The organism is Pseudomonas sp. P9_35 (genome assembly GCF_034008205.1).
GTDB lineage: Bacteria > Pseudomonadota > Gammaproteobacteria > Pseudomonadales > Pseudomonadaceae > Aquipseudomonas > Aquipseudomonas kilonensis.
Genome location: NZ_CP125373.1, coordinates 3,270,726 through 3,297,013 on the forward strand (window position 1 = coordinate 3,270,726; position 26,288 = coordinate 3,297,013).

Annotated in this window: 23 protein-coding genes and 1 pseudogene; 13 read left to right on the forward strand and 11 right to left on the reverse strand. The window is 62.2% G+C overall.

Going from position 1 to position 26,288, the window contains the following annotated elements:
* The first annotated feature begins 114 nt into the window (after positions 1 to 114).
* Positions 115 to 1,170, forward strand: a complete 1,056-nt coding sequence (locus QMK47_RS14275; protein WP_320390455.1) for a LacI family DNA-binding transcriptional regulator — start codon at positions 115 to 117, stop codon at positions 1,168 to 1,170.
* Positions 1,171 to 1,422: 252 nt separating this feature from the next.
* Here the strand turns inward: QMK47_RS14275 and QMK47_RS14280 are convergent, their stop codons facing one another.
* Positions 1,423 to 2,517, reverse strand: a complete 1,095-nt coding sequence (locus tag QMK47_RS14280) for an alkene reductase (protein ID WP_320390456.1) — start codon at positions 2,515 to 2,517, stop codon at positions 1,423 to 1,425.
* A 51-nt stretch (positions 2,518 to 2,568) separates the two neighbouring features.
* Positions 2,569 to 3,408 (reverse strand): pirin family protein, encoded by an 840-nt coding sequence (locus tag QMK47_RS14285; RefSeq protein ID WP_320390457.1) that lies wholly within the window; start codon positions 3,406 to 3,408, stop codon positions 2,569 to 2,571.
* Positions 3,409 to 3,529: 121 nt separating this feature from the next.
* On the opposite strand from QMK47_RS14285, the gene QMK47_RS14290 reads away from it, so the two are divergent.
* Both QMK47_RS14290 and QMK47_RS14295 read left to right on the forward strand, forming a co-directional pair.
* Positions 3,530 to 4,444: a LysR family transcriptional regulator gene (locus QMK47_RS14290; protein ID WP_018613376.1), complete on the forward strand. Its 915-nt coding sequence runs from the start codon at positions 3,530 to 3,532 to the stop codon at positions 4,442 to 4,444.
* A gap of 134 nt (positions 4,445 to 4,578) precedes the next feature.
* A complete protein-coding gene (locus QMK47_RS14295) occupies positions 4,579 to 5,196 on the forward strand; it encodes a hypothetical protein (protein WP_018613374.1) in 618 nt (205 codons plus the stop codon).
* Positions 5,197 to 5,419: 223 nt separating this feature from the next.
* Here the strand turns inward: QMK47_RS14295 and QMK47_RS14300 are convergent, their stop codons facing one another.
* Both QMK47_RS14300 and QMK47_RS14305 read right to left on the reverse strand, forming a co-directional pair.
* Positions 5,420 to 6,622 (reverse strand): NAD(P)/FAD-dependent oxidoreductase, encoded by a 1,203-nt coding sequence (locus QMK47_RS14300; protein WP_258691128.1) that lies wholly within the window; start codon positions 6,620 to 6,622, stop codon positions 5,420 to 5,422.
* Positions 6,623 to 6,868: 246 nt separating this feature from the next.
* Complete coding sequence (locus QMK47_RS14305; RefSeq protein ID WP_253474531.1) at positions 6,869 to 7,243, reverse strand: response regulator transcription factor; 375 nt, start codon at positions 7,241 to 7,243, stop codon at positions 6,869 to 6,871.
* Positions 7,244 to 7,594: 351 nt separating this feature from the next.
* Between QMK47_RS14305 and QMK47_RS14310 the strand changes: the two genes are divergently transcribed.
* The 6 genes from QMK47_RS14310 (at position 7,595) to QMK47_RS14335 (ending at position 14,677) form a co-directional block, all read left to right on the forward strand.
* Positions 7,595 to 8,617 carry a LysR family transcriptional regulator gene (locus tag QMK47_RS14310; RefSeq protein WP_301300420.1) on the forward strand — a complete coding sequence of 341 codons (1,023 nt, stop codon included), beginning with the start codon at positions 7,595 to 7,597 and terminating at the stop codon, positions 8,615 to 8,617.
* A 192-nt stretch (positions 8,618 to 8,809) separates the two neighbouring features.
* The gene (locus QMK47_RS14315; protein ID WP_253474534.1) at positions 8,810 to 9,826 is read left to right on the forward strand and encodes an ABC transporter substrate-binding protein; all 1,017 of its coding nucleotides are present in this window, start codon (positions 8,810 to 8,812) and stop codon (positions 9,824 to 9,826) included.
* 111 nt (positions 9,827 to 9,937) lie between these two features.
* Positions 9,938 to 10,930, forward strand: coding sequence for a helix-turn-helix domain-containing protein (locus tag QMK47_RS14320; protein WP_253474537.1), 993 nt, complete (start codon positions 9,938 to 9,940; stop codon positions 10,928 to 10,930).
* A gap of 70 nt (positions 10,931 to 11,000) precedes the next feature.
* Entirely contained in the window at positions 11,001 to 11,933 is a 933-nt protein-coding gene (locus tag QMK47_RS14325; protein ID WP_253474540.1) for a transporter, read from the forward strand.
* A gap of 12 nt (positions 11,934 to 11,945) precedes the next feature.
* Positions 11,946 to 13,202, forward strand: coding sequence for an MFS transporter (locus QMK47_RS14330; protein WP_320390458.1), 1,257 nt, complete (start codon positions 11,946 to 11,948; stop codon positions 13,200 to 13,202).
* Between the two features lie 17 nt (positions 13,203 to 13,219).
* On the forward strand, positions 13,220 to 14,677 hold the full coding sequence (locus tag QMK47_RS14335) for an amidase (RefSeq protein ID WP_320390459.1): 1,458 nt from the start codon (positions 13,220 to 13,222) through the stop codon (positions 14,675 to 14,677).
* A 266-nt stretch (positions 14,678 to 14,943) separates the two neighbouring features.
* On the opposite strand, the gene QMK47_RS14340 is transcribed toward QMK47_RS14335, so the two are convergent.
* Positions 14,944 to 16,431 carry an aldehyde dehydrogenase family protein gene (locus tag QMK47_RS14340; protein ID WP_320390460.1) on the reverse strand — a complete coding sequence of 496 codons (1,488 nt, stop codon included), beginning with the start codon at positions 16,429 to 16,431 and terminating at the stop codon, positions 14,944 to 14,946.
* A gap of 628 nt (positions 16,432 to 17,059) precedes the next feature.
* Between QMK47_RS14340 and QMK47_RS28760 the strand changes: the two are divergent.
* Positions 17,060 to 17,599 (forward strand): annotated as a pseudogene (locus QMK47_RS28760) (PAS domain-containing methyl-accepting chemotaxis protein); the annotation flags it as partial.
* A gap of 221 nt (positions 17,600 to 17,820) precedes the next feature.
* On the opposite strand, the gene QMK47_RS14350 reads toward QMK47_RS28760, so the two are convergent.
* The gene (locus QMK47_RS14350; protein WP_320390462.1) at positions 17,821 to 19,149 is read right to left on the reverse strand and encodes an alginate export family protein; all 1,329 of its coding nucleotides are present in this window, start codon (positions 19,147 to 19,149) and stop codon (positions 17,821 to 17,823) included.
* Between the two features lie 292 nt (positions 19,150 to 19,441).
* Here QMK47_RS14350 and QMK47_RS14355 point away from each other — a divergent pair, with 292 nt between their 5' ends.
* The 3 genes from QMK47_RS14355 (at position 19,442) to feaR (ending at position 22,592) form a co-directional block, all read left to right on the forward strand.
* Positions 19,442 to 20,941 carry an APC family permease gene (locus tag QMK47_RS14355; RefSeq protein WP_258691136.1) on the forward strand — a complete coding sequence of 500 codons (1,500 nt, stop codon included), beginning with the start codon at positions 19,442 to 19,444 and terminating at the stop codon, positions 20,939 to 20,941.
* Entirely contained in the window at positions 20,886 to 21,506 is a 621-nt protein-coding gene (locus QMK47_RS14360) for a DUF3156 family protein (RefSeq protein ID WP_258691137.1), read from the forward strand. Before QMK47_RS14355 ends, QMK47_RS14360 begins: the two co-directional genes overlap by 56 nt.
* 123 nt (positions 21,507 to 21,629) lie before the next feature.
* On the forward strand, positions 21,630 to 22,592 hold the full coding sequence (gene feaR / locus QMK47_RS14365; RefSeq protein WP_214512321.1) for a transcriptional regulator FeaR: 963 nt from the start codon (positions 21,630 to 21,632) through the stop codon (positions 22,590 to 22,592).
* Between the two features lie 152 nt (positions 22,593 to 22,744).
* Here feaR and QMK47_RS14370 read toward each other — a convergent pair whose 3' ends face one another.
* The 5 genes from QMK47_RS14370 to QMK47_RS14390 all read right to left on the reverse strand — a co-directional run bounded on the left by QMK47_RS14370 (position 22,745) and on the right by QMK47_RS14390 (position 26,274).
* Complete coding sequence (locus tag QMK47_RS14370) at positions 22,745 to 23,512, reverse strand: SDR family oxidoreductase (protein ID WP_258691138.1); 768 nt, start codon at positions 23,510 to 23,512, stop codon at positions 22,745 to 22,747.
* On the reverse strand, positions 23,505 to 24,305 hold the full coding sequence (locus QMK47_RS14375; RefSeq protein ID WP_320390463.1) for an SDR family oxidoreductase: 801 nt from the start codon (positions 24,303 to 24,305) through the stop codon (positions 23,505 to 23,507). Before QMK47_RS14375 ends, QMK47_RS14370 begins: the two co-directional genes overlap by 8 nt.
* Positions 24,298 to 25,119 (reverse strand): molybdenum cofactor biosynthesis F family protein, encoded by an 822-nt coding sequence (locus QMK47_RS14380; protein ID WP_320390464.1) that lies wholly within the window; start codon positions 25,117 to 25,119, stop codon positions 24,298 to 24,300. Before QMK47_RS14380 ends, QMK47_RS14375 begins: the two co-directional genes overlap by 8 nt.
* Positions 25,120 to 25,197: 78 nt before the next feature.
* On the reverse strand, positions 25,198 to 25,857 hold the full coding sequence (locus tag QMK47_RS14385) for a helix-turn-helix transcriptional regulator (protein WP_320390465.1): 660 nt from the start codon (positions 25,855 to 25,857) through the stop codon (positions 25,198 to 25,200).
* 51 nt (positions 25,858 to 25,908) lie between these two features.
* A complete protein-coding gene (locus QMK47_RS14390; protein WP_046065473.1) occupies positions 25,909 to 26,274 on the reverse strand; it encodes a cupin domain-containing protein in 366 nt (121 codons plus the stop codon).
* Positions 26,275 to 26,288 lie beyond the last annotated feature (14 nt).

Genomic DNA, 26,288 nt, shown 5'->3' on the forward strand with positions numbered 1-26,288 from the left:
TGTGTTTATTGTTATGGGCTGGGCCTGATGCTATTGCGTCGCCGGGGAGGGGGCCATGGGGCAATGGCTAAATCTGTCAAAACCCCTCATCATGGTCGGAAGAGGTGTCAAGACATGTCAGAAAAACCACGGCGAATGCTTCGCCCCACCATGGCCGATGTCGCCCGGGAAGCCGGGGTCAGCTTGTCTACCGTCGACCGGGTGTTGAACCTGCGCGCCGACGTGCGCGCCGACACCGCCCAACGCATTGCCGCGGCGGCCGCGCGGTTGGGGTTCCATGCCAAGGGCGTTATCGAACAGCGGGTGCTCAACGACCGCCCGACCTTGCGGCTTGGCTTCCTGTTGCAGAAAAGCGGCGTGCCTTTTTACCAAGGGCTTGCCCACGCGTTGTCGAACGCTGCCGCGACCTGCACGCGAGCACGGATTCGCGTGGTCATTGGCTACTTGGACGACCTCGATCCGGTCATCGTGGCGCAACGCATCCTGGCCCTGCGCGATCAAGTGGACGGGCTGGGCGTGGTGGCGGTGGATCATCCCCGGGTCCGGGAGGCGGTTGCGCAATTGCGCGAGACAGGTGTTTCGGTGGTGGCGCTGCTGTCGGAGTTGTCCAGCGCCAGCGGCACGGGGTATGTCGGGTTGGACAATCGACTCACAGGCCGCACGGCAGGCTGGTTCATCAGTCGTCTGGCGAGTCGCCCCGGGGCGGCGGCCGTCATGCTCAGCAGCCAGCGTTTCCAGTGCCAGGAATTGTGTGAGCTGAGCTTTCGCAGTTATCTGGCCGAGCACTCCAGCGAATGGGAGCTGCTCGCGTCGCGCCTGACGCTGGAGGACGATGAGTTCGCGTATGGCAACACGCTGGACTTGCTCACCGCAGAGCCTGACCTGGTGGGGCTTTATGTGGCCGGTGGTGGCATCGCCGGCGTATTGCGGGCCTTGCGCAGCCTCCAGGAACAGCGGATTCGCTTGCCGGTGGTGGTGTGCCACGACCTGACGCCGTTGACACGCGAGGCGTTGAAGACGGGCCTGGTCCAGGCGGTGCTGTCGCATCCTGTCGCGGCGTTGGCTGGGCAGGCCGTCGATACGTTGGTCGAAGCCGCGACAGCCACGCCACCCGGACCGGCACCGAAACGGGTGGTATCACTTCAGATCGACGTACCTGAGAGCGTCTGAGCCGACAGACACAAAATCCTGTGGGAGCGAGCTTGCTCGCGAAGCGTCGACCCATCCAGCATCACCGCAAGCTGACCCACCGCTATCGCGAGCAAGCTCGCTCCCACAAGGGGCTTGCGCCAACTGGAAGATCCGGGAGGACCAGAATCAAATGTGGGAGCGAGCTTGCTCGCGATGGCGCCGGGTCAGTCGGTATGGCCGGTGACGATACACCGCTATCGCGAGCAGGCTCCCTCCCACAGGTACCGGGTATTAAGCTTCTTGGCCTGCTTGAGCGCCGGCCAAGGTCGGATAGTCCGTATAACCACGCTCGTCACCCTGGTAGAACGTCGATGCGTCAGGGGTGTTCAGCGCCTGGCCTCGCTTGAAACGCTCCACCAAATCCGGGTTTGCCAAAAACGGCGTGCCGAATGCCACCAGGTCAGTTTCTCCACGGCTGATGGCAGTGGCGGCGCGTTCGGCGCTGTAGCCGCCATTGGCAATGTACGTCCCGCCGAAGCGACGCTTGAGTTCCAGGAAGTCGAACGGGCCTTCGCCCAATTCCACGATGTGCAGGTAAGCCAGGCCATAGCGGCTGAGCATCCTGGCCGTGTAGTCGAATGTTGCTTGCGGGTTGCTGTCGCTCATCGAGAAGTAGCTGAAGATCGGCGACAGGCGAACGCCGACACGGCTGGCGCCGAAGACTTCGATCACCGACTCGACCACTTCCTTGAGCAAACGTGCACGGTTCTCGATCGAGCCGCCGTAGGCATCGGTCCGTTGGTTGGTACCGTCACGCAGGAACTGGTCGATCAAGTAGCCGTTGGCACCATGAATCTCCACGCCGTCGAAGCCGGCCAGCTTCGCGTTGGCCGCGGCCTGGCGGAAGTCGGCGACCACACCGGGGATTTCATCGAGCGCCAGGGCCCGTGGCAGTTCATAGGGCTTGAGGCCTTCGGGGGTGTAGATCTCGCCATCGGCCTTGATTGCCGAGGGGGCTACGGGTTGGGCGCCGTTGACCTGCACCAACGGATGGGAAAGACGGCCTACATGCCAGAGCTGCAAGAAGATCTGCCCGCCCTCGGCGTGGACCGCGTCGGTCACCTGTCTCCAGCCGGTGATCTGCTCAGGGGTAAAGATCCCTGGCGTTCTCAGGTAGCCCTTGCCTTGGGCCGACACCTGGGAGCCTTCGCTGATGATCAGGCCGGCGCTGGCCCGTTGGCTGTAGTACTCGGCCATCAGGGGCGTCGCTGCATCGCCAGCGCCCGCGCGGCTACGGGTCATCGGTGCCATGATCATGCGGTTTTTCAGGGACAGCTTGCCGACTTGAGTGCGGGACAACAGAAGATCGAGACCGATGTCAGTCATGATTCACCTCTAAGGGATCGGGTATGAATTAGGGATTGAGTCGAGGGGCGGTCAGGCCAACCGACCCTCTTGTTGCAAAAGGGCGCCGATGCGCTGGATTTCCTTCTCGCCTTTTTCCAGGGCTGCCTCGCTGGTGTGCACCGAGTAGTAGCCCATCACCAGGTCATGGGGATGCTTGACCGCCGAACCGAGCACGAAGGAGGTCGCGCCCCGGGCAACGATGTCGATGGCCTTGCCGGACGCTTCGAATACCACCATCTCTGCGGCATTGACGTGGCCGCCGGCATCCAGGCCGCCGCTGTTGACCGCCAGCCAGGCGACGGTGTGCCCGGCCGGCGGCGTGTAGCGCCAGTGCTCGTTGTCCTGCAACTGCACGGCGAGGTAGTTCATGCCTGCTGGCGCCGCAACATTGCTGCGGGCTGCGCCGTATTGGCCGAGCAACACCAGCGCCGGACCTTCACGGGGGATCTCGGAGGGGGCCAGGTAGACGCTGCGGGCCGGGGCATTTTCTTCTGCCGCCGGCAGTGCAACCCAGAGCTGGAAGCCTTGGATCGGCGAACCCGCAACCGGTCGGGCGGTGTGCCATACGCCGTTACCGGCTTGCATCCACTCCATGCCGCCGCTGGGCAGCGTGCCTGACTGCCCCGTGGTGTCTTCGTAGATCACCTGGCCTTCGATCATGTAGGTCAGCGTGGCGATCCCGGAATGAGGGTGCATGCCGAAGCCTCTTTGCATGGCATCGGCGTTGAAGGCGAAGTGATCGAGAAACACGAATGGCTTGCAGAGCTGGCCCAGGTCACCGGGACTCATGAGCCGGGTGATCGGCCCATGCCTGTTGCCGGAGGTGCGATGGACGATGGCGCGGGGCGGGGCTGCGACGATGCTGTTCATTGGGTGCCTCCAAGTCTTGGGCGGTGGGCCTCGATGCGAGAAGGATAAGTGCCTGCCAATAGATTGATTAGTCGATACAATCGGATTGAACTCATCCACAAAACGAAGGAATGTGCGCGCCATGCTCGATCTCAACGATGTTGCGCTGTTCGTCCAGGTGGTCCGCAGCGGCAGCTTCGCCGAAGCCGCCAGGCGCTTGGGCATGCCTTCCAACACCGTCAGCCGACGGGTCCAGCAGTTGGAGGCGCAGCTTGAATCGCGACTTCTGCAGCGCTCGACCCGCAAACTCACGCTGACCCATGCGGGCCAGGGGTTTTATGAACGCTGCGTGGATGCGGTGGACGGCCTGATGGATGCCGGACAGGAACTGATGATGGGCAGCGAGGAGCCCAGCGGCCTGGTGCGCATCGCGGCGATGGCGGATTTTTTCGATTTCTTCCCGATGGAGTGGGTGGCCGACTTTTTAGCCGCGCATCCGCGAGTGCAGCTTGATTTCGTGCTCAGCGATGCCCGGGTCGATCTGATTGCCGACCGCATCGACGTGGCCTTTCGCGGCGGTCCCTTGCAGGACTCGGGGTATGTCGGTCGCCAACTGCTCAAGAACGACGGTGACGGCATGGTTGCCAGCCCCGCGTACATTGCCGCGCGCGGCGCACCGCTTTCGTTGCAGGACCTGGCTCACCACGACGGCGTGAGTTTCGCTCATCCCGGCGGCATGACCCATTGGCGATTCGTTGGCCCGGACGGCATCGAGGAACAGGTGCAGATCGCCAGCCGATTCCACGCCAACACCGCCCAGGCACTGCGCAGGGCGACCGTCGCCGGCCTGGGCATCGCCGTGTTGCCGGGGGCGCTGAGCAGCCTCGACCTGGAAGCCGGAAGGCTGGTGCGGGTGCTTCCGCAATACCAGCGCATCGGCTTCGGCCTGAATGTGCTCTATCCGAGCCGGCGGCAGTTGCCGCTGGCGGTTTCGGCATTCATCGGGTTGGTGATGGAGAAGCTTGAGCTCAAGGCGTTTCCGGCGCGGATGATGTAGACAAGCCTGGGTGCTCCATTTTGCATTTTTCATCCCCACGGCTAGTCTCACCTGCGTGTTCTGAGGCGCCCTTGAAACTCTGGACGAGTTCAGCTGTGGCCCCATGTCAACCCGATCAAGACAGGGATAATCTTATGCCGGTTGTTTTGCATCAGTTCACCGTGGCCATGGGCGGCGTCATGAACCCAGGTTATCTCGAAGCGTTGGAACTCGCCCGGCAATGCGCGACGCATGCCCATACCCAGGCCCTGCCGGGAGCTGGCATTGCCCACGGCTCCTGTTGGGCCGCATTGGCAACGGTGTCCAATCCGGGCGCAGGTTTTCCCTTGGGGAATGCGGTCGCGGGCGGGGCGGCCCTGCCTTATGGCGTGGTATTTGGAAATTCACGCTTTTCAATCGTTGGCGCCTTCGCTGTTGTGCCCGGCGCGCCTGCGGTCGGGTTTTCCGGTCATGCGGAGCGTAACGCCTTGGTGGTGGCGGGCGGCAATGGCTTGGTGCCCTATGGCCTTGTCGCGCCAAATGCCGGGGATTGGGTGATGTATGTTCAACTGCATCCCTGCCAATACTGCTTGCCATGGCTGCAAGGCGCCGGAGGCGGCGGACTGCTCAATCCTTTTGCGGGGCTGATCGCCGGGGCCCAGAACCTTCATGTCTGGTATCGGTGGGCACACAACCCGGTCGGGTGCGCAGCCAAGGACACTTGGAACGGCCTGCCCCTGGCGACCAAGCTCGCGCAGATCAATACCTGGTGAACAGACGCAGCGATTAGAGAAACAGGTGGGAGTGAGCCTGCTCGCGATGACGGCGGATCAACCAACATCAATGTTGATTGACACACAGCTATCACCAGTAGCCTCGCTCCCATCGGTTTGGTGCTGGTTTTTCATCAAAAAAACGCCCGCCGAAGAATCATTGACAGGCGTCTGGGAAAGACCGGCGCAGAAAGGAGAGACTGGCCGGGGTAGGCAGTAAGGGTCAGGCCACCGGAATCAACGGGTCAGCCGCCGCCAGGGCCGCGGTGCGGTCAGCAGCGGGCGGGTAGATCCACACGCTGTTGATCTGGGTCTTGAGATCCTTGGCTTCCTGCCCGACCAGCTTGAGTTGGCGATCCCAACCTTCGGTATACACCGCACCCCAGGCGCCCAGGTCCAGGCAGGTCACGTACTTGGGTTGGCTGTAGGGCATCGGCGCCACACCCAGCAGGTCGGCCGCGACGTTGTTGCCGGCGTAGCGACCCAGGGATATGGCGTGCTGGCAAGACATCGCCGCGTAATTGCCCAGTGTGTCGGTGGCGGCATAGGCCACGTCACCGGTGGCGAATATGTCGTTTTGCCCCAACACTTTCAGATGGCCGTCGACGTGCAGGCGACCCTGCTGATCGCGGGTGCCTGGCACTTGCTGGGTCAGTGGGTGGGCACGGAAACCCACGGTCCAGATCACGGTATTGGACTCGATACGCTGGCCGTTCGACAGGGTGACACCGCCGGCATCCACCGAATCGACTGAAGCATTGAGGATCCACTCGATGCCCAGGTGATCGGACGCTTCGATCACGGAGGGGCGAATACCGTCGCCCAACGATGCGCCGATCTGCGGCGCGCGATCCACCACGATGACCCGGATGTTCGCGTCCTCACCCAGGGCTGCCCGCAGGCGAGTTGGCATTTCGGTGGCGGTTTCGATGCCGGTGAAGCCGCCGCCGGCCACCACCACGGTGTTGCGGGCAGGGCTGTCCGGCAGGTTCTTGAGGGACTTGATGTGGGCTTCGAGGCGCGTTGCCTGTTCGATTTCATCGACGTCGAAGGCATGTTCGAGCATGCCTTTGAGATCGGGGCGAAACAGTTTGCTGCCTGCCGCCAGTACCAATCGGTCGTAACCCAGGCTGCCCTGGGTGCCGAACACGTCCACGTAGCCGACCTGTTTACCCTCGACGTCGATACTGCTCGCCGAGCCCTGTACGAACTTCACGCCCACTGCATCGAACAGTCCGTCCAGCGGAGCCAGCATGGTGTGGACGTCCGGCTCATAGAAACGAGGCCGGATGCGCAATTCCGCCTGGGGCGCCAGGACAGTAATCTGCACGTCATTTCGATCATGCTGGTCCAGCAGGCGGGCCGCGCTCAATGCGCTCCATACTCCGCCGAAGCCAGCACCAATAACCAGAATTTGCTGTTTCATGATTTGCTCCCGAAGACAAAATCGATACGTTGAATGAATTGAACTGTTCAGCGTGACCGTGGCGCGAAGTACCCAAAAGTGTCTGGCTCAATGATTGAGCATCAAGCACCTTCAACTTTGGTTCGCTGTAGAAGATCGTATGCGCCGGCGCAACATCCGACACTTCTACGTAAGGTCAGTGGTGATATGTCTGGGTATGACGGATCTATACGAAGGTATTAAGGCCAGGTGATCGGCATTGCGGCATCACGTCGGACGATTGAGGACTGATTCGAGACAAGCGATCAGTTCTGCACAGTTGAACGGCTTTGGAAAAAACGCCACTGGCTCCACCGCGTACGCCCTTGTTCTTGGCGGCGCGCTGGGGTGGCCGGTGATAAAAATGGCTGGGATATGAATGCCCCGGGCAGACAGTTCATCGTACATCTGGAGGCCGGTCATTCCCGGCATCTGGATATCCGATATCAGGCAGGCTGTGTTTTCAAATCCGGGTGAAGCCAGAAAGTCGATGGCACTGGCATAAGTTTTAACGCGATGGCCGTGGGAGCGTAACAAACCATCCAATGCAACTCGAACCGATTCATCATCATCAATAATTGAAATAATCGCAGTGTGGGACATTTCGATACCTGGTGGTGATAGCAGGTTGCCGTACAGGCGCCGCTATTACTGCAAGATACGCTGTCCAATAACTCCGCCAAGTATACCTGGGTATGAATTTTTACTGATGACGGCGAACTCCCTGAACCCGCTGGTAGTTCAGGCCGCACACGATTGTGCAGGATCGTCCTGCATACCGAAGTATCAGTGAACCTGCCTAAGGCATGAGTTGGGTGTCCCTACGTACGACAGACATCGGCCTGTCACGGGAATAGCCTTTCAACCATCCCATCGCTGCTGCGCCTTGATGAGGGCTCAAGCGATGATCCTGTCCTTTCCTGATTCAATGGCCTGGCGCCTGGGACGGCTATCATGATGAACAGAAATGACCTGCGTCGTGCTGACATCAATCTGCTGGTTGTCTTCGAAACCATGATGCACGAGCGAAATGTCACTCGCGTGAGCGAAAAGCTTTTTCTCGGTCAGCCAACGATCAGCAGTGCCCTGGCGCGCTTGCGGTTGATGTTCGATGACCCGTTGTTTATTCGTGCAGGCCGGTTGATGGAGCCGACGTCCCGGGCACAGGAGATCTTTTCCAATCTGTCTCCGGCGCTGGACGGCATCGCCGCGGCCTTGAGTCGTTGTCAGGCGTTCGACCCGGGCACCAGCGAGGCGACCTTTCATATCGGGCTCTGCGACGACGTCGAATACGCGTTGTTGCCCGATCTGTTGCGGCGCCTGCGAGTCGAGGCACCGGGCACGACCTTGGTGGTGCGTCGGGTCGATCAATGGCAGATGTCCCAGTTGCTGGCCTGCGGGGATATTTCACTGGGGATCAGCCACACCTTGGAGCTGCCGGCCAATGCCCGACGCAAGGCCCTGCGTTCGATTCGACCGATGTTGTTGCGGGCCGATGCGCAGCCTGGCGAACTGACCTTGGACGAATTCTGCCGCCGACCCCATGCGGTGGTCTCATCCATGGGCAATGTCATTGATGACTCGGACCGCGCCTTATGCCTGATGAACCGGCAACGCCGGGTGGTGCTGACGGTGCCTCAGTTCAGCGCCTTGCCAGTGTTGCTGGCCCGGAGCGACATGATCGCCATCGTGCCGGATTACGTGGCGCGGGCGATGGCGGTGGGGACAGGTTTGCGGGCCGAGCCGGCGCCGATATGCTTGCCCGAGCACGAACTGTCCATGGTCTGGCGCGGCGCCTCGCACAATGACCCGGGGGAACGCTGGTTGCGCGACCGTTGCAGCACGTTCGTCGCCGAGCATGCCGACTCGCAGATAGAGCCCAGGAAGGCTCCGCTGCACACCGATGCGGTGCGCCAGGCCTTGACGGCGGCCACACGCAGCCAGTCCAACAGATCGACACCATCGATCAGCGCCTGACGGATGTTCGGCGCGCCGCGCACGATCAGCGTGTGCGGTTAGGGAGCCGATTAGCGATTCGGTACTTGTCGGAGGCGTTGGAGTGCACTGAATATTTAAGTGCTATTGATATTCCATACCAGTATTTAAATTAATTTTTTTATAGCTTTAAAGTCAGCCCCCTCGGTTTCTTTCATTTCCTGTGAGGTTTCCATGGCTATGGCTTTCAAGCGTTCTGCGCTCACGGTGTGGTTCGTCTCCCTGGCGGCAGCGGCATTGCTCGGTCCCACGGCCCAGGCAGAGGGCAAGATCAGCATCGCCCAGCAATTCGGTATCGGCTACCTGATCCTCGACGTGGTGCGTGACCAGCAGTTGATCGAGAAACACGGCAAGGCCCAGGGCCTCGATATCAAGGTGGACTGGAACAGCATTTCCGGCGCAACGGCGATGAACGAAGCTTTGCTGACCGGTGCCCTGGATGTGGTCTCGGCCGGCGTTCCGCCGATGCTGACGATCTGGGATCGGACCCGCGGCAAGCAGAACGTCAAGGCCATCGCCTCGCTGGGGTCGATGCCCAACTATCTGTTGACCAATAACCCGAACGTGAAGAGCCTCAAGGACTTCACCGACAAGGATCGGATCGCTGTCCCGGCGGCGGGCGTCGGGTTCCAGTCACGCACGCTGCAGATCGAAACCGCCAAGGTGTTCGGGAACGATCACTTCAAGAAGTTCGATGATATCTCGGTCAGCCTCCCGCACCCGGATGCGACGGCGGCGCTGATCGCGGGTCAGTCGGAAATCAATTCGCACTTCTCCAGCCCACCGTTCCAGTACCAGGCACTGCAAAGCCCCAACGTACACAAGGTGCTCAGCTCCTATGATGTGCTGGGCGGGCCGGCGACGTTCAACGTGCTCTACACCACGGAAAAATTCCACGACGAAAATCCCAAGACCTACAAGGCGTTCTACGACGCCCTGGTGGAGGCGCAAGGCATCATCAAGGCCGACAAGCCGGCCGCTGCCCAGACCTACATCCGCGTAGAGCAGTCCAAGTTGCCGCTGCCACTGGTGGAAAAAATCGTCACTGACCCCGAAATCGACTTCACTGTCGTCCCGCAACGCACCTACATCTATGCCAAGAAACTGCACGAACTGGGCGTGCTGAAAAACCAGGCCGACAGCTGGAAGGACTATTTCTTTGAAGAGGCCCATGCCGACGCCGGCAGTTGAGTCCTGAGCGATTATCCGTTTTCGGCACAATTGCCCGACCGGCCCACGGGGCGGAATGGAACTTGCCTGAGCTTTGACCCGTATGCCCTGGAATCATCAAAGGTCGGGTCAATGAACAACTCCAACATAGCGCAGCCAGCGATCTCGTCGGACCTGTTGCCGACGCTGCCGATCAATCGGTTCCGTACCGCGGACATCGACGAGCACGCCCGCAACATGGGCGGCTGGCAGGTTTGCTATGACCAGTTGACCCCCGGGCGTTTCGAAGGCGAGTTGGTCGAGTTCCGCTCGGACTGGATGCAACTGGTGCGCGACCGCTCTAATCAGGCACTGACCAAGCAAGGCATGGCCTGGGAGGGTGCCATCACCTTCAGCGTGCCACTGAGTGCCGATGGGCCGGTCTTTTGCTCGGGGCACCCGATTATCGAGCCCAGCCTGTTGGTCGCCCGTGGCCAGAACCTGCCCGAACTGCGCACACCCCAGCATCTCGACCTGCTCAGTGTCGCCATCGACGAACAGGCGTTGGAGCATGTGCTGGAACGACAGGGCAGTCGCTTTCGAATTACCGATCTTCCCAAGTGTTACCGTCTCGGCAACTCGACGCTGCCCGCCGAGCTGGCGGCGTTGTTCGATGAGCTTGAAGGTGGCGAGCAGGGGCGTGACTCGTTACTGGGTTACGAGTCGATCCGCCGTGGCCTGCGTGACACGGTGATGCTGCACATACTGGAACTGGTGGCACCGGATGAGGCGCCGCCGCTCAACCCCACGGCGCGCAAGCGCATGGTCGACCGCGCCCGGGAATATGCCTTGACCCATGTCGATGAGCCGCTGTCGATCCTCGACCTGTGCAACCACATCGGTGCCAGCCGGCGAAAACTGCAGTATTGCTTCCAGGAGACGCTGGGCATCAACCCCGTGGCCTATTTGCGGGCGTTGCGCCTCAATGCCGTGCGTCGTGAACTGCGCAGCGGCGGCCATGCCCAGGGTGTACAGGAGGTGGCAGCACGCTGGGGCTTCTGGCATTTGAGCCGGTTTTCCAGCGACTATCGAGTGCTGTTCGGCGAGACACCTTCACAAACCCTGCGTCGCACGCATCTGTGCTGAAAACGGATAACGGCTGACTGGCCGGCTCCCTAGGATGACCCCTACACCACATGGTCGGGAGGGGCATTCGATGAATCAGAAGAATAAAACCAACGTCTTGCGCTGTACTGGGCTAACCCTGGGATTGATCGCTGTCTGTGGCGCTGCCCATGGCACCGAAAACGGCGCGCCGACCACGGCGGTCGGGGTCTACGATTTCGGCGCGGGCATGATGCCGCCGGCCACGCCCTTTGGCACCGTCGGCCTGCGCACCGCCTTCTATTCGGCCAACGTGCAGAAAGATCGTCACGGCAAGTCCGTGGACAACAATTTCTCCCTGGATGTCTTGTCCATCGGCGTCGCCTACATGCGCATGACCGATTACACCGTGCTGGGCGCCAAGTACGGTTTCGGCGCCGTCGTGCCGTTCTTCCAGATGGACGCTTCGCTACAAGTGCAGACGCCTGTCGGTCCGTTGGACCTTGCGGCCGATCCGTTTCGCATGGCCGATATGCAGGTGCTGCCGGTGATCTTGCAATGGACCCTGTCGCCGAATTTGTTCGTCAACGCGCAGTTCCAGATCCAGGCCCCCACAGGCGATTACGACAAGGATCGCTTGATCTCGCCGGGTCTCAACCACTGGACCTTCTCGCCGATCCTTAACGCCACCTACATCTCCGACAGCGGCTTCGAGGTGTCTTCCAGTTTCGAAGCCGACATCAACACCCGCAACCACGCCACCGACTACAAGAATGGCGTCGAGTACCGCCACGAATTCGCCGTGGGTCAACACGTTGGCCCGTGGACCGTGGGTGTGGGCGGCTATTACTACCGGCAATTCACCGATGACGATGCGCCGGGCCTGGAAGCAGGCAATCGCGCCCGGGTGTTGGCGGTCGGGCCGGCAGTGAGCTACTTCAAGCCCGGCATCCCCCCGGTGTGGCTGCATGTCTACAAGGAGCTCGATGCGCGAAACCGCGCCGAGGGCTACACCGCGGCGCTGCGTATTTCTCAAAGTTTCTAAAAGGGGCTCGCCATGAACCAATCACGTTCCGTTTCAACCGCGGCCACCCCGTCCCGCCAGGCCAGTTGGCGTGAAGGGCTGGTGCTGATGCTGGGCAGCAGCCTGACGATCATGGGGGCGGTGATGGTCACGCCCATCCTGCCCAGGTTGGGCGCCGAATTCGGCCCCCTGGAGCCGCGCGCCGATCTGCTGGTGCCGTTGGCGATTACCGGCCCGGCTTTGGCGATTGCCGTGTGCGCACCGTTGGCTGGCTGGTTGGCCGACCGGGTTGGGCGCAAGGCCTTGCTGGTGATTGCCACGGTGCTCTACGCCTTGCTCGGCGCGTTGCCGGCGCTTCTCGATAGCCTGCCTTCGATTGTCGGTGCGCGGCTGTTGTTCGGTTGTACGGAGGCGGCGGTGATGACCTGCTGCGCAACCTTGATCGCGGACTATTGGCAGGGCGAGGAGCGGTTGCGCTACGTCAATCGGCAGGTGGTGACCATTGGCCTGGTGGGGGCGCTGTTTTTCGTGGTGGGCGGGGTGCTCGGCGAGCACTCGTGGCGCACGCCGTTCCTCCTGTATTTGCTGCCATTGCTGCTGGTGCCGGCCATGATGAAAGTGCTCTGGGAGCCGCCAGTGGCGAAGCTGCAGAGGGTCGAGCAGAGCATCGATGAACCGGGTCCGGCCAAGGTCGCCGTGCTGCAACTGATGGTTGGCTACCTGATGATCCTGGGCGGCATGGTCCTGACGTTCGTCATGCCGATCCAGGCGCCGATGCTGTTGGTCAGCCTGGGGATCACCTCCAGCACGATGATCGGCCTGGCCGCGGGGTTGAGCCTGTTGGCGACCCTGGGCGGTTCGCTGATGTGGCCGTTGCTGCGCCGCCGCTTCGGCATCGCTGGTTGCAACGCACTGTTGCTAGGCCTGATGGGCCTGGGGCTGTGGCTGCTGATGCGCGGGCAGAGCTACAACGCCGTGCTGGTGGCGGTGTTCATCCAGGGCCTGGGGGCCGGGTTGCTGGTACCCAACGTGATGGCGCCGGTGATGAATGCCCTGACCGCCAGCACCCGCGGCCGAGGCTTGGGCGGGTTTACCTCGTGCCTGTACATCGGTCAGTTCGTCAGTCCGCTGGTGGTGGCCTCGGTGGTTGTCTTCGCCGGCGACCTGCGTCACGCCATCCAGTGGCTGTCCCTGGCCAGTCTTGCCTTGGCGCTGCTCTGGGTCGTGGCCGGCCTGCGAGCACGGGGCCAGGGGCAGGCGAGCACTCTCGGATCACATCAATCGTCATGACATAAGGAACCTGAGACATGGGTATGCAAGACATCCACCACTTGATGGACATTGAAGATGCCACGGCGCTGGCCGAGTGGGTCAGGCGTGGCGAGGTTCAGCCCGGCGAACTGCTGGAGACGGCCATCGAACGCCTGGAGCGGGTCGAGCCGCAGCTCAATGCGGTGGCCGAGCGCTTGTACGATTCGGCCCGGGAGGCGGCGCGCAAGCCTCAGGCTGGACAAGGCCTGCTGGCCGGTGTGCCGACCTTGATCAAGGACCTGTTTTCACCGGTCAACGGCACGGCGATGACTAATGGTTCGCGCGCACTGGGCGACTGTCGTGCGGATTTTGATTCGGAAGTCGTCGCGCGGTTGCGGCGTGCCGGATGCCAACTGATGGGCACCAGTACTTCTCCGGAGTTCGGCACCTCGTACTCCACTGAGTCCGTGCGCTTCGGCGCCACCCGCAACCCTTGGAGCACCGATCATAGCGCCGGTGGCTCCAGTGGTGGCGCGGCGGCACTGGTGGCGGCCCGCGTGGTGCCGTTTGCCCATGGCAACGACGGTGGCGGTTCATTGCGCGTGCCGGCCTCTTGCTGTGGCGTGTTCGGGTTCAAGCCCAGCCGTGGCCTGATGCCGTCGGGGCCGATAATGGGCGAGGGCTGGGCCGGGATGGGCACGCCTCATGCGATCACCTTGTCGGTGCGTGACAGTGCAGCTCTGCTGGATGCCACCGCTGGGATGGACCTGGGCGCGCCGTACGCCGCGCCGATCCAGGCGTTGCCGTATGTGATGGCGGTGCAGGCTGATCCCAAGCCGCTGCGCATTGCCCTGGTCGAGCAACTCGAGCCCTGGTCTACGTCACCCCAGAGCCTTCAGGCGGTGGGCGAGGCCGCGCGGTTGTGCGAGTCCTTGGGGCACCGTGTCGAACCGGTGAGCCTGCCGGTGGGGTTGCTGGAGTTTCTCGACCACGTGTTCAGCATTATTGGTGCAAGCACCCGTCGCTATGTCGATCTGCTGGGCCAGATGCGTGGGTTCGCCGTGCAGGCGGAAGAACTGGAGGTGCGTACCCGGATCATCCTGCGGGACAAGGGCAACGTCAGCGGCGCCCAATATGTCGCGGCGGTGGAATGGATTCATGCGCTGGGCCGGCAGTTGGCAGTGTTCATGCAGGACTACGACGTGATCCTGACCCCGGTCCTGACCCGTGAACCGGTGCCGATTGGCGAACTGGATCTGCAGGATGTGTGCATGAGCCTGGATCAACTGCTTGAGCGCTACCACAGCTATTCGCCGTTCACCGCGCTGTTCAACGCCAGCGGTCAGCCGGCGATGTCAGTGCCGTTGTCCTGGAGCGCCAATGGCCTGCCAATGGGGGCGCACTTCGCCGGTCGCTTTGGCGAGGAAAGCACCTTGCTGGCCCTGGCCGCCCAACTGGAGCGCGCCCAACCCTGGCGTGGCCGAGTCCCACCGGTCAACGCCTGCCGGCGTTAAAACTATGGGAGCGAGCTTGCTCGCGATGGCGGCGTCAGATTCAGCATCATGGTTGGCTGATAGTCCGCTATCGCGAGCAAGCTCGCTCCCACAGGGGATTTGTGTTGGTCGCGGATGCCTTGGGCGACTCGGAAAAAAAACTGTGGGAGCGAGCTTGCTCGCGATGGCGGCGTCAGATTCAGCATCATGGCTGGCTGATAGACCGCTATCGCGAGCAAGCTCGCTCCCACATGGGGGCTCTGAAGGGGGGCCAGAGCCTTTGAAGGTCAGTAGCGGATCATCACCGACTTCAGTTCGGTGTAGTCGTCGATGAATGCACTGCCGAATTCACGGCCTATCCCTGAAGATTTGCTGCCGCCAAAAGGCACCGCCGGGTCGAGCAGGGTGTGCATGTTCACCCAGACCGTGCCTGCTTCGATGGCGGGGACCATGCGCAGGGCTTTGCCCAGGTCGTTGGTCCAGAGGCTGGCGCTCAGGCCGTAGGGGGTGTCGTTCATCAGTTCCAGCAACTCCTCCTCAGTGTCGTACGGGAAGAACGTGGCGATCGGGCCGAAGGTTTCTTCGTTGAGCAGGCTGTCGTCGCGGCGATTGGCGAGGATGATGGTCGGCTCGACATAGCAACCCGGTCCATCGATCAGCTTGCCACCGTGGACGATGGTGTTGTTCTGTGCGCGGGCCTTGGCGAAGAATTCCGCGAGTTTGTGCTGGTGCTGGCGGTTGGTTACCGGGCCGAATTCGGTGCGCTCGTCCAGGGGCGAGCCGATGGTGAGTTTGCTCAGGCGCTGGGCCAGTTTGTCCATGATCGACTCAATCTGCGAGCGATGGACAAAGAACCGTTCCGCTGCAGCACAGATCTGTCCCGAATGCAGGAAGCCCGCCTCGATGATGCCGTTGACCGCTACCTCGGGATCGATATCTCGCAGGAACCCCGCCGCATTCTTCCCGCCCAGTTCCAAGGTTGCACGGGTCAACCCGGCGCCCATGGCCGCTTGGCCCACCGCCAGGCCGGTGGGCACGGAACCGGTGAATGAGACCTTGTTGGTGCCCGGGTGTTCGATCAGCGCTTTGCCCACCAGACCGCCGCCGGTCAGCACATTCAGGGCACCGGCTGGAAGACCGGCCTCGATGGCCAGTTCAGCGATGCGCAAGATGGTCAGCGGGGTGAACTCGCTGGGCTTGATGATGATGCTGCAACCGGTCACCAGGGCTGAGGCCAGTTTCCAGATGGCGATCATGGTGGAAAAATTCCACGGCACGATACCGACTACCACTCCGACCGGTTCGCGCAAGGTGAAGGCGGTGTAGCGTTCGCCAGCGAAGGAGGGCAGTGATGGGGTGATCGTCTCGCCGTTGATCTTGGTCGCCCAGCCAGCGTAGTAACGCAGGAAATGAGCGGCCTGGTCGACTTCGAAGGCCCGGGAGATGTGGATGATCTTCCCCGATTGGCAGGTTTCGATCTGCGCCAGTTCTTCGCGGTTGCGTTCCAGCAGGTCCGCCAACTTGAGCAGCACATGGCCACGGACCGCGGGTGCCGTTTGGGACCACTGCTTGAAGCCGCGGCGGGACGACTCCACCGCCACATCAATGTCGCCGGGAGTGGCGTCGCTGACCTGGGCGATGACTTGGCCGGTGGCGGGGTTGACGACGTCCAGCGTCTGGTTGCTCTGGCTTTCGACGTAGCCACCGTCGATGAACAGGGCGTGATGTCTGCCGAGGAAGGCTTCGACCTGAGGCAGCAGGGCAATATCGCTCATGAGGGTTTCCTGATCACGAATAGGGAAAGCCCCGAGGGTAATCCCGGCAGGACCGTCCAGCTTGACTGTGCCTGCCGCGCCGTATGTCTGTGGCTGCCAGCCTGGGTGGTTGGCAGCCAGGAGCAAGGCCCCGTGCAGGCAGGGACAAGCCAGCCTGGCCGGTTTGCGATCAGATCCGGGTTTCGACTTGATGGCATAGGGGCGGGCGATGTTTCTCCAGACCAACAAACAGAAACGGGCGTTGATCGCACAGGTGCAGCGCGTACTGGCCGGCGAAACGGAGGACACGCCGCTGCTCGACGCGTATCCGCCACTGCGCACCGTCCTTGAGCAGCATGCACGGCAGATGGCGAGCGCGACTGCACACCTGCATCAGGTCGAGGCACAAGTGGAAACGCAAACCCTGCGCTGGCAGCAAAGCGAGCATGAGTTGCACAAGGTTCGCCAGCAATTGGAGCAAGCCCACGAGCGCGAGCAGGTGCTTGAAATTCGCTTGGGCGAACTCAGCCAGCAGCTGCAGCAACAACGCCGGGATGCGCAGATCTGGGAGCTGCTGCAGTCGACCCTGACAGAAGGCTGCTGGGATATCACGGTCGTCAACGGTGACCTCCAGCACCCGGCCAGTGGCATGCGTTTTTCCAGTCAGTTCCGTGCGCTGCTGGGCTACGGGCCGGATGACTTGCCCGATGGCTGGGATGCCCAGGTCGGCATCACCCACCCGGACGACTTGCCCAAGATCATGGCCATTTTCGACCGGGAAATCCTAGGCTTCCAGGGCAGTGGTGAATACGTCTTCGAATACCGGATGCGCCACAAGAACCGGGATTACATCTGGTGTCGTGAGCGCGGTCGGGCGGTACGCGACTCGCATGGGCAACTGGTGCGGGTCATTGGTGCGGTGCGCGATATCAGCGATGAGCGTTCGGCCCAGTCCACCCATCAGCGCATGCTCGAACAGAACCAGGTGACCTACGCCCAGATTGCCACGGTGGTGGGGGTGATCAAGGGCATTGCCGACCAGACCAATCTGCTCGCCTTGAACGCCGCCATTGAAGCCGCCAGGGCCGGAGATGTCGGGCGCGGTTTCTCAGTGGTGGCCGATGAGGTGCGCAAGCTGGCGCAGAGCACCCGGCAGGCGACCCATCAGATCCAGACCATGTTGCACCAGCACAGATAACAGACCAATCGCTATCCCGTAGGACCCGCGTAGGACCCGCGTAGGAGCTGCGTAGGAGCTGTGTAGGAGCTGACGAGTGCAACGAGGCTGCGATCTTTCCAAAGACACTTGCATCGAATGCGAATGCGAATGCGAATGTGAAAGCGAAAGCGAAAGATCAAAAGATCGTCCGAACGCGGCCCGAGCCTCCGGCAGCTCCTACGGTCGGCCTGTCAGAAAGGAACCGCCACCACCAACTGGCTATAGACGTTGGTGCCATTGCCTCCGACCTGATTGCCACCGCTGTCCGCATCCTTCTCAGGCTTGTACAGGCCCACCAGCGGCGTGACGATCAGGTGTTCATTCACCGCCCATTCCACGTACAGGTCCAGCTCCTGCGCATCGAGGTTCAGCGCGTCACGGGTATGCAGGGTCTGGTAGTCGAAGAACAGTGCACCAATGGTCACGGTTTCTGCCGGCTTGAGCTTGAGGCCCACGTGCTGGATGGCGGTGTTGCTGTTGAACGGGCCGGCATAGTTGCCCGCCACCTCACCCTGGAACCAGGTGCCATAGCCGCGGTTCTGGCCGTTGAACATCGAGTCCCAGTCTTTGGAATAGCGGCTGTAGCGATAGGTCAGGTCCGGCGTCCAGGGCAGGTCGGCGAAGGTGTAGCCGGCTTCGGTGTACCAGGCTTTCTCCGGTCCCGCGTCCTTGTCCTGCCAGGCATACTCGAAGGCGAAGTGGGCATTTTCGATGCCGGCATTCCCGGCGCCGCGCAGACTGTAGATGTCCATGCCTTCGCGCTGTTTCTGGAAGTCGCTGGCGTAGCGGTCATCGACATTGATGCCGTGGATGTAGGTCAGCCCCAGGGTGCCAGGCGCGGCGGTGTATTCCAGGGTGCTGGCGGCCATCTCGGTGTTGGCTTGGGCGCGGTTGTCGGACTTGATCCACATCAGGCTGCCATGCACGCCTTCCTTGCCGCCCAGGCGCACGACAGCGGTTTCGTCGAAGGCATGCCGGGCCGCCAGGTAATAGGCGCCGCCACGGTTGAGCTCGCCATCGGCCACGCCTTTGCCCAGGTTCAAGCCATCGTCGTTGATGATGAAACCGTCCCCCAGGGTGATCACCTGGCGGCCGTAGGACAGATCGACACCGTCCTTGCCCAATGCCGGGAACAGATCCCCCGAACGCCAGCCGGCAAAGGCTTCATCGAACTTGGTGGTGCGTTCCGAGCCGTCGCTCAAGCCGGCTGCGTCGCCATCGCCCCAAGTGCCGGAGCTGACCAGGTTGGCCGTCCCGTAGACACTGCCCAGGCCGCCGAGTGTCTGGTCGATACTCAGGCCATACTTGATGAAGCCTTCGCGCCAGCTCGAACCACCGGCGGTGCCGTCGTAGTTCTTGCGGCTGTTGAACAGCCCGTAGACCGCCAGGAAGTTGCCGGTGATGGTGGTGTCTGCGTCGGTGTAAAGCTCATAGGCCTGGGCCGATGAATCGGCGACCAGCAGGGCAATGCCCAGGCCGATGGCGTTGCGCAGCAAAGGTGTACGGCGTGTGTGCTCCATGGTGGATTCCCCAGTGTGATAGGACAGCAGAGCGCGCATTAAGGGGAGTGGTACCCGGGGAAGTCTTTCACCTGCCTGCCATGGAGTTGACTCAGGCCGCCAGCGCCGCGGTGTTGGCAGGCAGCAACAAAACCGGCGGCAGACATGGGCAAGACGCCCGGGGCGGGGCGGCGCAGAGTAAGGCTGCACGCAACGCCGTTTCGATCAGGGACTGGTTGGGGAAGGCATGATCGCCGGTTCCTGGACGGCTGTGGCATCCATACTAAAAATCCGCTTTCGAGGACCTTGCACCATGTCGATCAATGACAGGCTCACCGAGCACTTGAACCGGGGGGCGGTGGGTTTTCCCACCGCGTTGGCCAGCACCATTGGCCTGATCATGGCAAGCCCCGTGATTCTCACCGCGACCATGGGCTTTGGCATTGGCGGCAGCGCCTTTGCCGTGGCGATGCTGATCGCCGTAGTGATGATGCTGGCCCAGGCGACGACGTTCGCCGAGGCCGCGTCGATGCTTCCGACCACCGGCTCGGTCTACGACTACATCAACTGTGGCATGGGCCGTTTCTTCGCGATTACCGGGACGTTGTCGGCCTATCTGATTGTCCATGTGTTCGCCGGCACCGCCGAGACCATCCTGGCCGGGGTCATGGCCCTGGTGAACTTCGAACACCTCAACACCTTGGCCGAATCGGCAGGCGGCTCCTGGTTGCTGGGCGTGGGGTTCGTGGTGGTGTTTGGCGTACTCAACGCGTTCGGCGTCAGTGCCTTTGGCCGGGCCGAAATCATCCTGACGTTCGGCATGTGGACCACCCTGATGGTGTTCGGCGTGCTGGGCCTGATCGCTGCGCCGGCGGTGGAGCTGGAGGGCTGGTTTGGCGCGTCCGTGGTGGGCACCGATCTGGTCACGGTGTTGTCGCTGGTGGGCATGGCCATGTTCATGTTTGTCGGCTGCGAATTCGTCACACCGCTGGCGCCGGACCTGCGCAACTCTGCGAAAACCATGCCCCGGGCGATGATGCTGGGCTTGTTCAGCGTCGCCACCTGCATGTTCATCTACGGCGCGGCGATGAAGCGCCAGGTGGAAAACGTGCTGCTTGATGCCACCAGCGGCGTTCATCTGCTCGACACCCCCATGGCGATTCCACGCTTCGCCGAACAGGTCATGGGCGATATCGGCCCGATGTGGCTGGGTATCGGCTTTCTGTTTGCCGGTGCGGCGACCATCAACACCCTGATGGCCGGTGTACCGCGGATTCTCTACGGCATGGCGGTGGACGGTGCGTTGCCGAAGGTCTTCACCTATCTGCACCCGCGCTTCAAGACGCCATTGCTGTGCATCCTGGTGGCGATGCTGATTCCGTGCCTGCATGCGTTGTGGCTGGGCGGCAATACCGACAACATCATGCACCTGGTGCTGGCTGCGGTGTGCGCCTGGAGTTTTGCCTACCTGCTGGTGACCGTGTCGGTGGTCAGCCTGCGGATTCGCCGCCCTGATCTGCCTCGGGCCTATCGCTCGCCGTGGTTCCCGTTGCCACAGATCCTGTCCAGTGTCGGCATTGTGTTGGGCATGTGGTTCATCACGCCGCCCGGCATGAACCCGGCAGACATCTACGTGCCCTTCGCGGTGATGCTCGGTGGCACGGCAGCGTACGCCTTGTTCTGGACCCTGGTGGTACAGAAGGTCAATCCATTCAAGCCAGCGTCGGTAGAAGACGTGCTGGCCAAGGAGTTCTCCCATGAGCCAGGGCAACCTGCGGGCGAGTTTATCGACCCTGCTGCAAAAACTGTCTGAATTGTTCAGCGCCCAGCGCGCCCCGGCCGGTTATCGGCCTGGGGCAACCCTGGAACACCTGCGGCGCAACCTGGCGCTGGCGCGATTCGAGGTGGCGGGCCCGGCTACGGCCACGGCAGCAACCGACGACGGCAGCTTGCAGTTGGAGATTGTCGAACGCACCGAGTCGCAGCTGTTGATGCACCTGGTGATGACCGAGTTCGTCCTGCGCGTGCCTGCCTCCCGAGAGGGCACGGCGCGCCTGGAACTGCACCACGGCGGGGCTGTTCGGCGTAGTGGCATTCGTTGCCGGCAGCGGGACGGGCGCAGTGACCTGGCGGCCCGGTTGCAGGCGGCCGTGGAGCAGGATCTTGTGCTGTATCAGGCCCTCATGCCGCTGGATTTCAAACGTCTGCGCATCGATCTGCAAGGACGCCAGTGGTGCGTGCGCCTGGAACACATGGGCGGTAGCGAAGTGGTCAATCGCATGCCGGCCTTTCGTCGCTATATCCCGTTGAGCCGGGAGCAGCGCACCGTCTTGCTGGCGACCTTGAGCGGCCTGCAGCGGGTGTTGGCAACGCTCTGATTCCTTTGTCCTGCCCTGGCATCATTCCTGCTACTGCTCTGGCGATCAGGTACTTGTTGCGTGCATATAGATAACATGTTAACTATTGCCGCACAAAAACAATAAGCCACTGCGGAGAATGCCATGAGCATGCAACAGGTAGGGCAGGACGGTCTGGACACCTGGAACCGGGATCTGCGGGCAACTTGCGGCCACTTCGATACCGAGTTGGCCTTCAATCGTGCGCTGTTCATTGGTGAAGTGTCGAACTTCCATCGGGGGGGCCTTGCCCTCGCGAACCTGCGCACCAACGCCGGTAACATCAAGCGTCACTCGCCCAACGCCGATCACGATGATGACCAGGATTGCCTCCTGGTCAGCCAGCGCAGTGGCCACTGCCGCATTACCCAGAACGGTCGGAGTATCCAGTTGGCGCCCGGTGAATTGTTGTTGATGGATTCCGTTGGGGCGCTTGAAATCACCCCGTTCGGCCTGATCGAGCACGCGGTGCTGTCCTTGTCGCGCCAGGACGTGTCGAGGCAACTGGGCGGGGAAGCCAAGACCTTCGGCAAGGTGTCGTCCAGCAAGGCGTGTGGGCGGATGCTGCATGTGTTGATGGACCAACTGTGCAAGGACACACCGGATGGCGAGGGCGCGGCGGGAGAGGGTGAAGCCTTGCAGAGTGCCTTCGTTTCGCTGTTGGGCTCGGCCCTGGAACAGGATAGTGATGGCCGTGACGAAGGGGTGGCGTTGCAGGGTAGTCACTTGCGCAGCTATGTGCAGAAGGTCATCGACGAGTCGCTGACCCAGCCGGGCCTCAGCCCGGTGGGCCTGGCCAATCGGCTGAATATTTCGGTGCGGCATCTGTATCGCTTGTTCGAAGAGCAGGATGACAGCGTTTGCCGCTACATCCAGCGGGCCCGGCTCAAGCGCAGCGCCGATGACCTGACCAACCCGTTCCTGCGGGACGAGTCCATTACCTCGATCGCCTACAAATGGGGCTTTACCGATTCGGCGCATTTCAGCCGTTCGTTCAAGAAGCAGTTCGAGCTGTCGCCCAAGGAATTTCGTTCCAGCCGTTTGCAGGTGGGGCAGGGAGTGGCTTGAACAAGGTCGTCGCTGGCTGGACGACCGCTACCGCGAGCAAACTCGCTCCCACAGCGAGGGCTGATGAGGTGGATAAAATGTGGGAGCGAGCTTGCTCGCGATGACGGTGGTCCATCCACCCTCACCGCAAGCTGACTCACCCCCACACAGGTTCAAACCTCCGGCAAGGTCGAACCCCCATCGACCACCAAGGTCTGCCCGGTCACATAACTGGCCAGGCTCGATGCCAGGAACAGCATGGCGCCAGCGATGTCGCTCGGTTGGCCCAATCGACCCAGCGGCACCCGGCGGGCGATGTCCTGATTGACCACATCGTCGCCAAGATTCGCCATGGCCGGTGTTGCAATCATGCCCGGCTCGACGCCATTGACGCGGACATTCTCGGCCGCCAGCTCCAGCGCGGCATTGCGAATGAAACCATTGACCCCGGCCTTGGAGGCCGCGTAGTGGCTGAGCCCTGGATACGCCACCCGCGGGCCGGTAACCGAGGAGGTCACCAGCACGCAGCCTTGGCCCTGGCGCCGGAACATCGGCAACGCCGCCTGGGTCAGCCAGAACAGCGCCGACAAGTTCACCGCCAGCGTTCGCTCAAGTATCGACGGGGTGATCTCGGCGAACGGTGTCAGCGGAAAATAGCCGGCGTTGTGCACCAGGATATCCAGCCTCCCCAAGCGCTGCTCCAGCTCGGCCATCATCCCGAAGACCGCCGTTGCGTCGGCCAGGTCAACCCCCACCGCTTGCACCTGACAGCCCTCGGCGGTCAATTCGCTGGCCACTGCTTCGGCCCGGGCCAGGCCCAGGTCGGCAATGACCACGCGAGCCCCGCGCAGGGCAAACGCTTCGACGATGGCCCGGCCAATGCCCTGGGCGCCGCCCGTGACCAGTACGGTTTGGCCGCTGAAATCCAGATCCTCAGGCATTGCTGGCCTCCATCCGGCTGAAGGCCAGTGTCGGTACGTCGACAATGCTGGAGCCACCATCGGCCACCAGCGTCGCCCCGGTGATGATCGATGCATCAGGCGAGGCCAGGAAACGACAGGCGTTGGCGATTTCCTCGGCGCTGGCAGCCCTGCGCAACGGCACATCGGCGCAGACCCGGTCGTACGCCTGTTGCAACGTTTCGCCATGGAACTGCATCAATGCCTGCATTTCTTCATCGGCCATGGGCGTGCGGACCCAACCTGGGCAGACTGCATTGACCCGTACGCCGTGAGGCCCGTAATCCCTTGCCAGGGAGCGGTTGAGGCCCAGCAGCGCATGCTTGGCGGTGGTGTAGCCGCACACGTGCGGGCCTGCCGCCAAGGAAGCAATGGAGGCGATCAGCACAATGTTGCCGGCGCTTTCCTGCAGCAGCGGCAGGCACGCGCGGGAGCTGTAGAAGGCGCTGTCGAGATTGCTGCGCAGGGCCGCTTCCCAGGCCGATGGCTGAGTCTCGGTGGCGCTGCCCATGCCCAAGCCACCGGCACAGGCCAGCAGCACGTCGAGTCGGCCATAACGCGTGCGAATCTGCTCGACGAAGCCGTCCCAGGTGTTCGGACAGGCCGCGTCGCCCACCAGCACCAGGCCGCCGATGTCCTCGGCGAGTGCTTCCAAGGGCTCGCGGCGTCGACCGATCAGCACCAGGTTGGCGCCTTCGGCGGCATACAGGCGGGCGCAGGCCGCACCGATACCGCTGCCGGCGCCCGTGATCACGACGGTGCGTAATTCAGGCATCGGGATACTCCGTCTGGTTGAGCACCTGGCAGTACGAACTGACCGGGAAATTGGAGAACTCATCGAACGACGTACCGGCGTAGCCGAAGATCTTGCCGTCGCTGCGATGCTGTTGCAGGTCGATCAGCACCAGGCCCAGGGTCGGGATGATTTTTTCCCGCCAGACGAACAGGTACAGCTGATCGGCGATCTTGTAGGTGTCGCAGCGATCGGTGTCGCACAGGCCTTGTTCAACGCCTTTGAGGCACTGCCACGAGTAGAACTGGTCGTTGAGGTAAATGTGTTCGTAGACTTCGCTCGGGCTGTAGCGATACAGGTTGCGCAGCCCCACCAGTTCGGTGGTCGGTGCATGCGGGCACAAGCCAGGCTGCCAGGGACGATCGAGGCTGCCGTGCAGGAACTGCGCTTGTACCGAGGTCAGGGGGTTGCCGGCCAGCGCCCGGCTGTAGAGGCCTTCACCGGTTTCTTGCTGGCTTGGCATGCGGCCAATCACGGCGGTGAAGGACGCGCTGGCGGTATCGAGCACCAGGCTTACCGACAGCGTCAGCTCGCCTTCGCGCTTGATGAAGTCCACCAGGTACAGGCCCGGGCGTACGGATGTCGCCCGGTAGGGCGCGGTGCCGCTGGAATGCCCATCGGCGGCGTTCCAGGACGAGGCGTCCTGCTCGAAGCGATGCTCGATCTGCCAGCCGTTGGCGAAATGCAGGGTGAAGGTCTTGCCGTCCAGGTCAGCCAGGTTTGGCAGGATGAAGGCTTCGGGGGCAAAGCCATCGGCCAGGGCGCCGACGGTGATCCAGTCTGAAGAGGTGCTCATTGCAAGGCTCCGGTGGTTGAATTAGCCACTCGGATCATGCGGTGCCGGGCAACGGCGGCCTATCAACCAAATGGTTGATCAGAGGAACAGTGCGCTGACCAACTCGGTACGGCTGCTCACGCCAACCTTACGGAACAGGTGGATCAGGTGCGTCTTGATGGTCGGCAAGCCCACCTCCAGCTCCCGGGCCAATTGCTTGTTGCTGACGCCTTGGCGCAGCAGCCAGGCAATCTGGCGCTCCTTGGGCGTCAAGTCGCCCAGTGGGTCCTCATGGTTAGGCAAATGGGCCACGGCCAGTTGCAGCAAAGCCTGCAACGCACTGAGTTGACTCAACTGCTGACTGGTGAAGACACCTTGCTCGGCAGTGCGCAGCAACGAAATCGCGGCTTGGGGCTGACCGTCCCGATGGGCGAAGACCTCCACAACGTCGACCACGCCGTAGCGCTGCAGGAAGTCGTGATAACGATGGTTGTCACGTCGCGGTTGGCGGCTCATCGCCAGGCTCAACGGCACCACGGAAAACTCGCTGGACACGCAGTGGCGCGGGTGCAGCGGGTCGAATTGGCGATAGTTGTCCAGGTAGTCGCGGTGCATCTCGCCGCTCATCCCATGCAGGCTGAAGTCATGGACCTGCAGTTGCCGATCAACGCAGTAGAACGCCGCCCGGCTGACGGGAACAAGCTGGGTAAAGGCGTGCAGGCACTGGCCGGCGATGTCCTGGGTGGGGATGACGTTCATGCTCGCACCTTCGCCGAGAGGGCTGCCGGTGGGGCCGGCAGCCAAGTCCGATCAGGCTACCGCGAAGTAGTGTTTGACGAAACTCTCGCTGACCACTTCCCACAGCACCGGCGTGCCCTTGGTCACGAACCAGCTGTCGCCGGCCTTGTAGCGGGTGCTCTGGCCGGTGGCCTCGTCGGTGAGCACTACTTCACCGGTGACCACGGTGGCTTGTTCGGCGAAGGGGTAGACCATCCGGAACTTGCCTTGGGTGGTGCCGAAGTAGGCGCTGCTGACGGGATCGGTCGGTGCGCCGAAGGTCATCTTGCCGAAGGCTTTGACTTCGCCTTCGAGAATCTGCGAACCGAGATCGGCGACGGTGCCCCAGGCGTCCAGGTCGGACAGCTGGATGTCTTTTTCGAGGGTGATAAGGGGCATGGCAGTGACTCCTG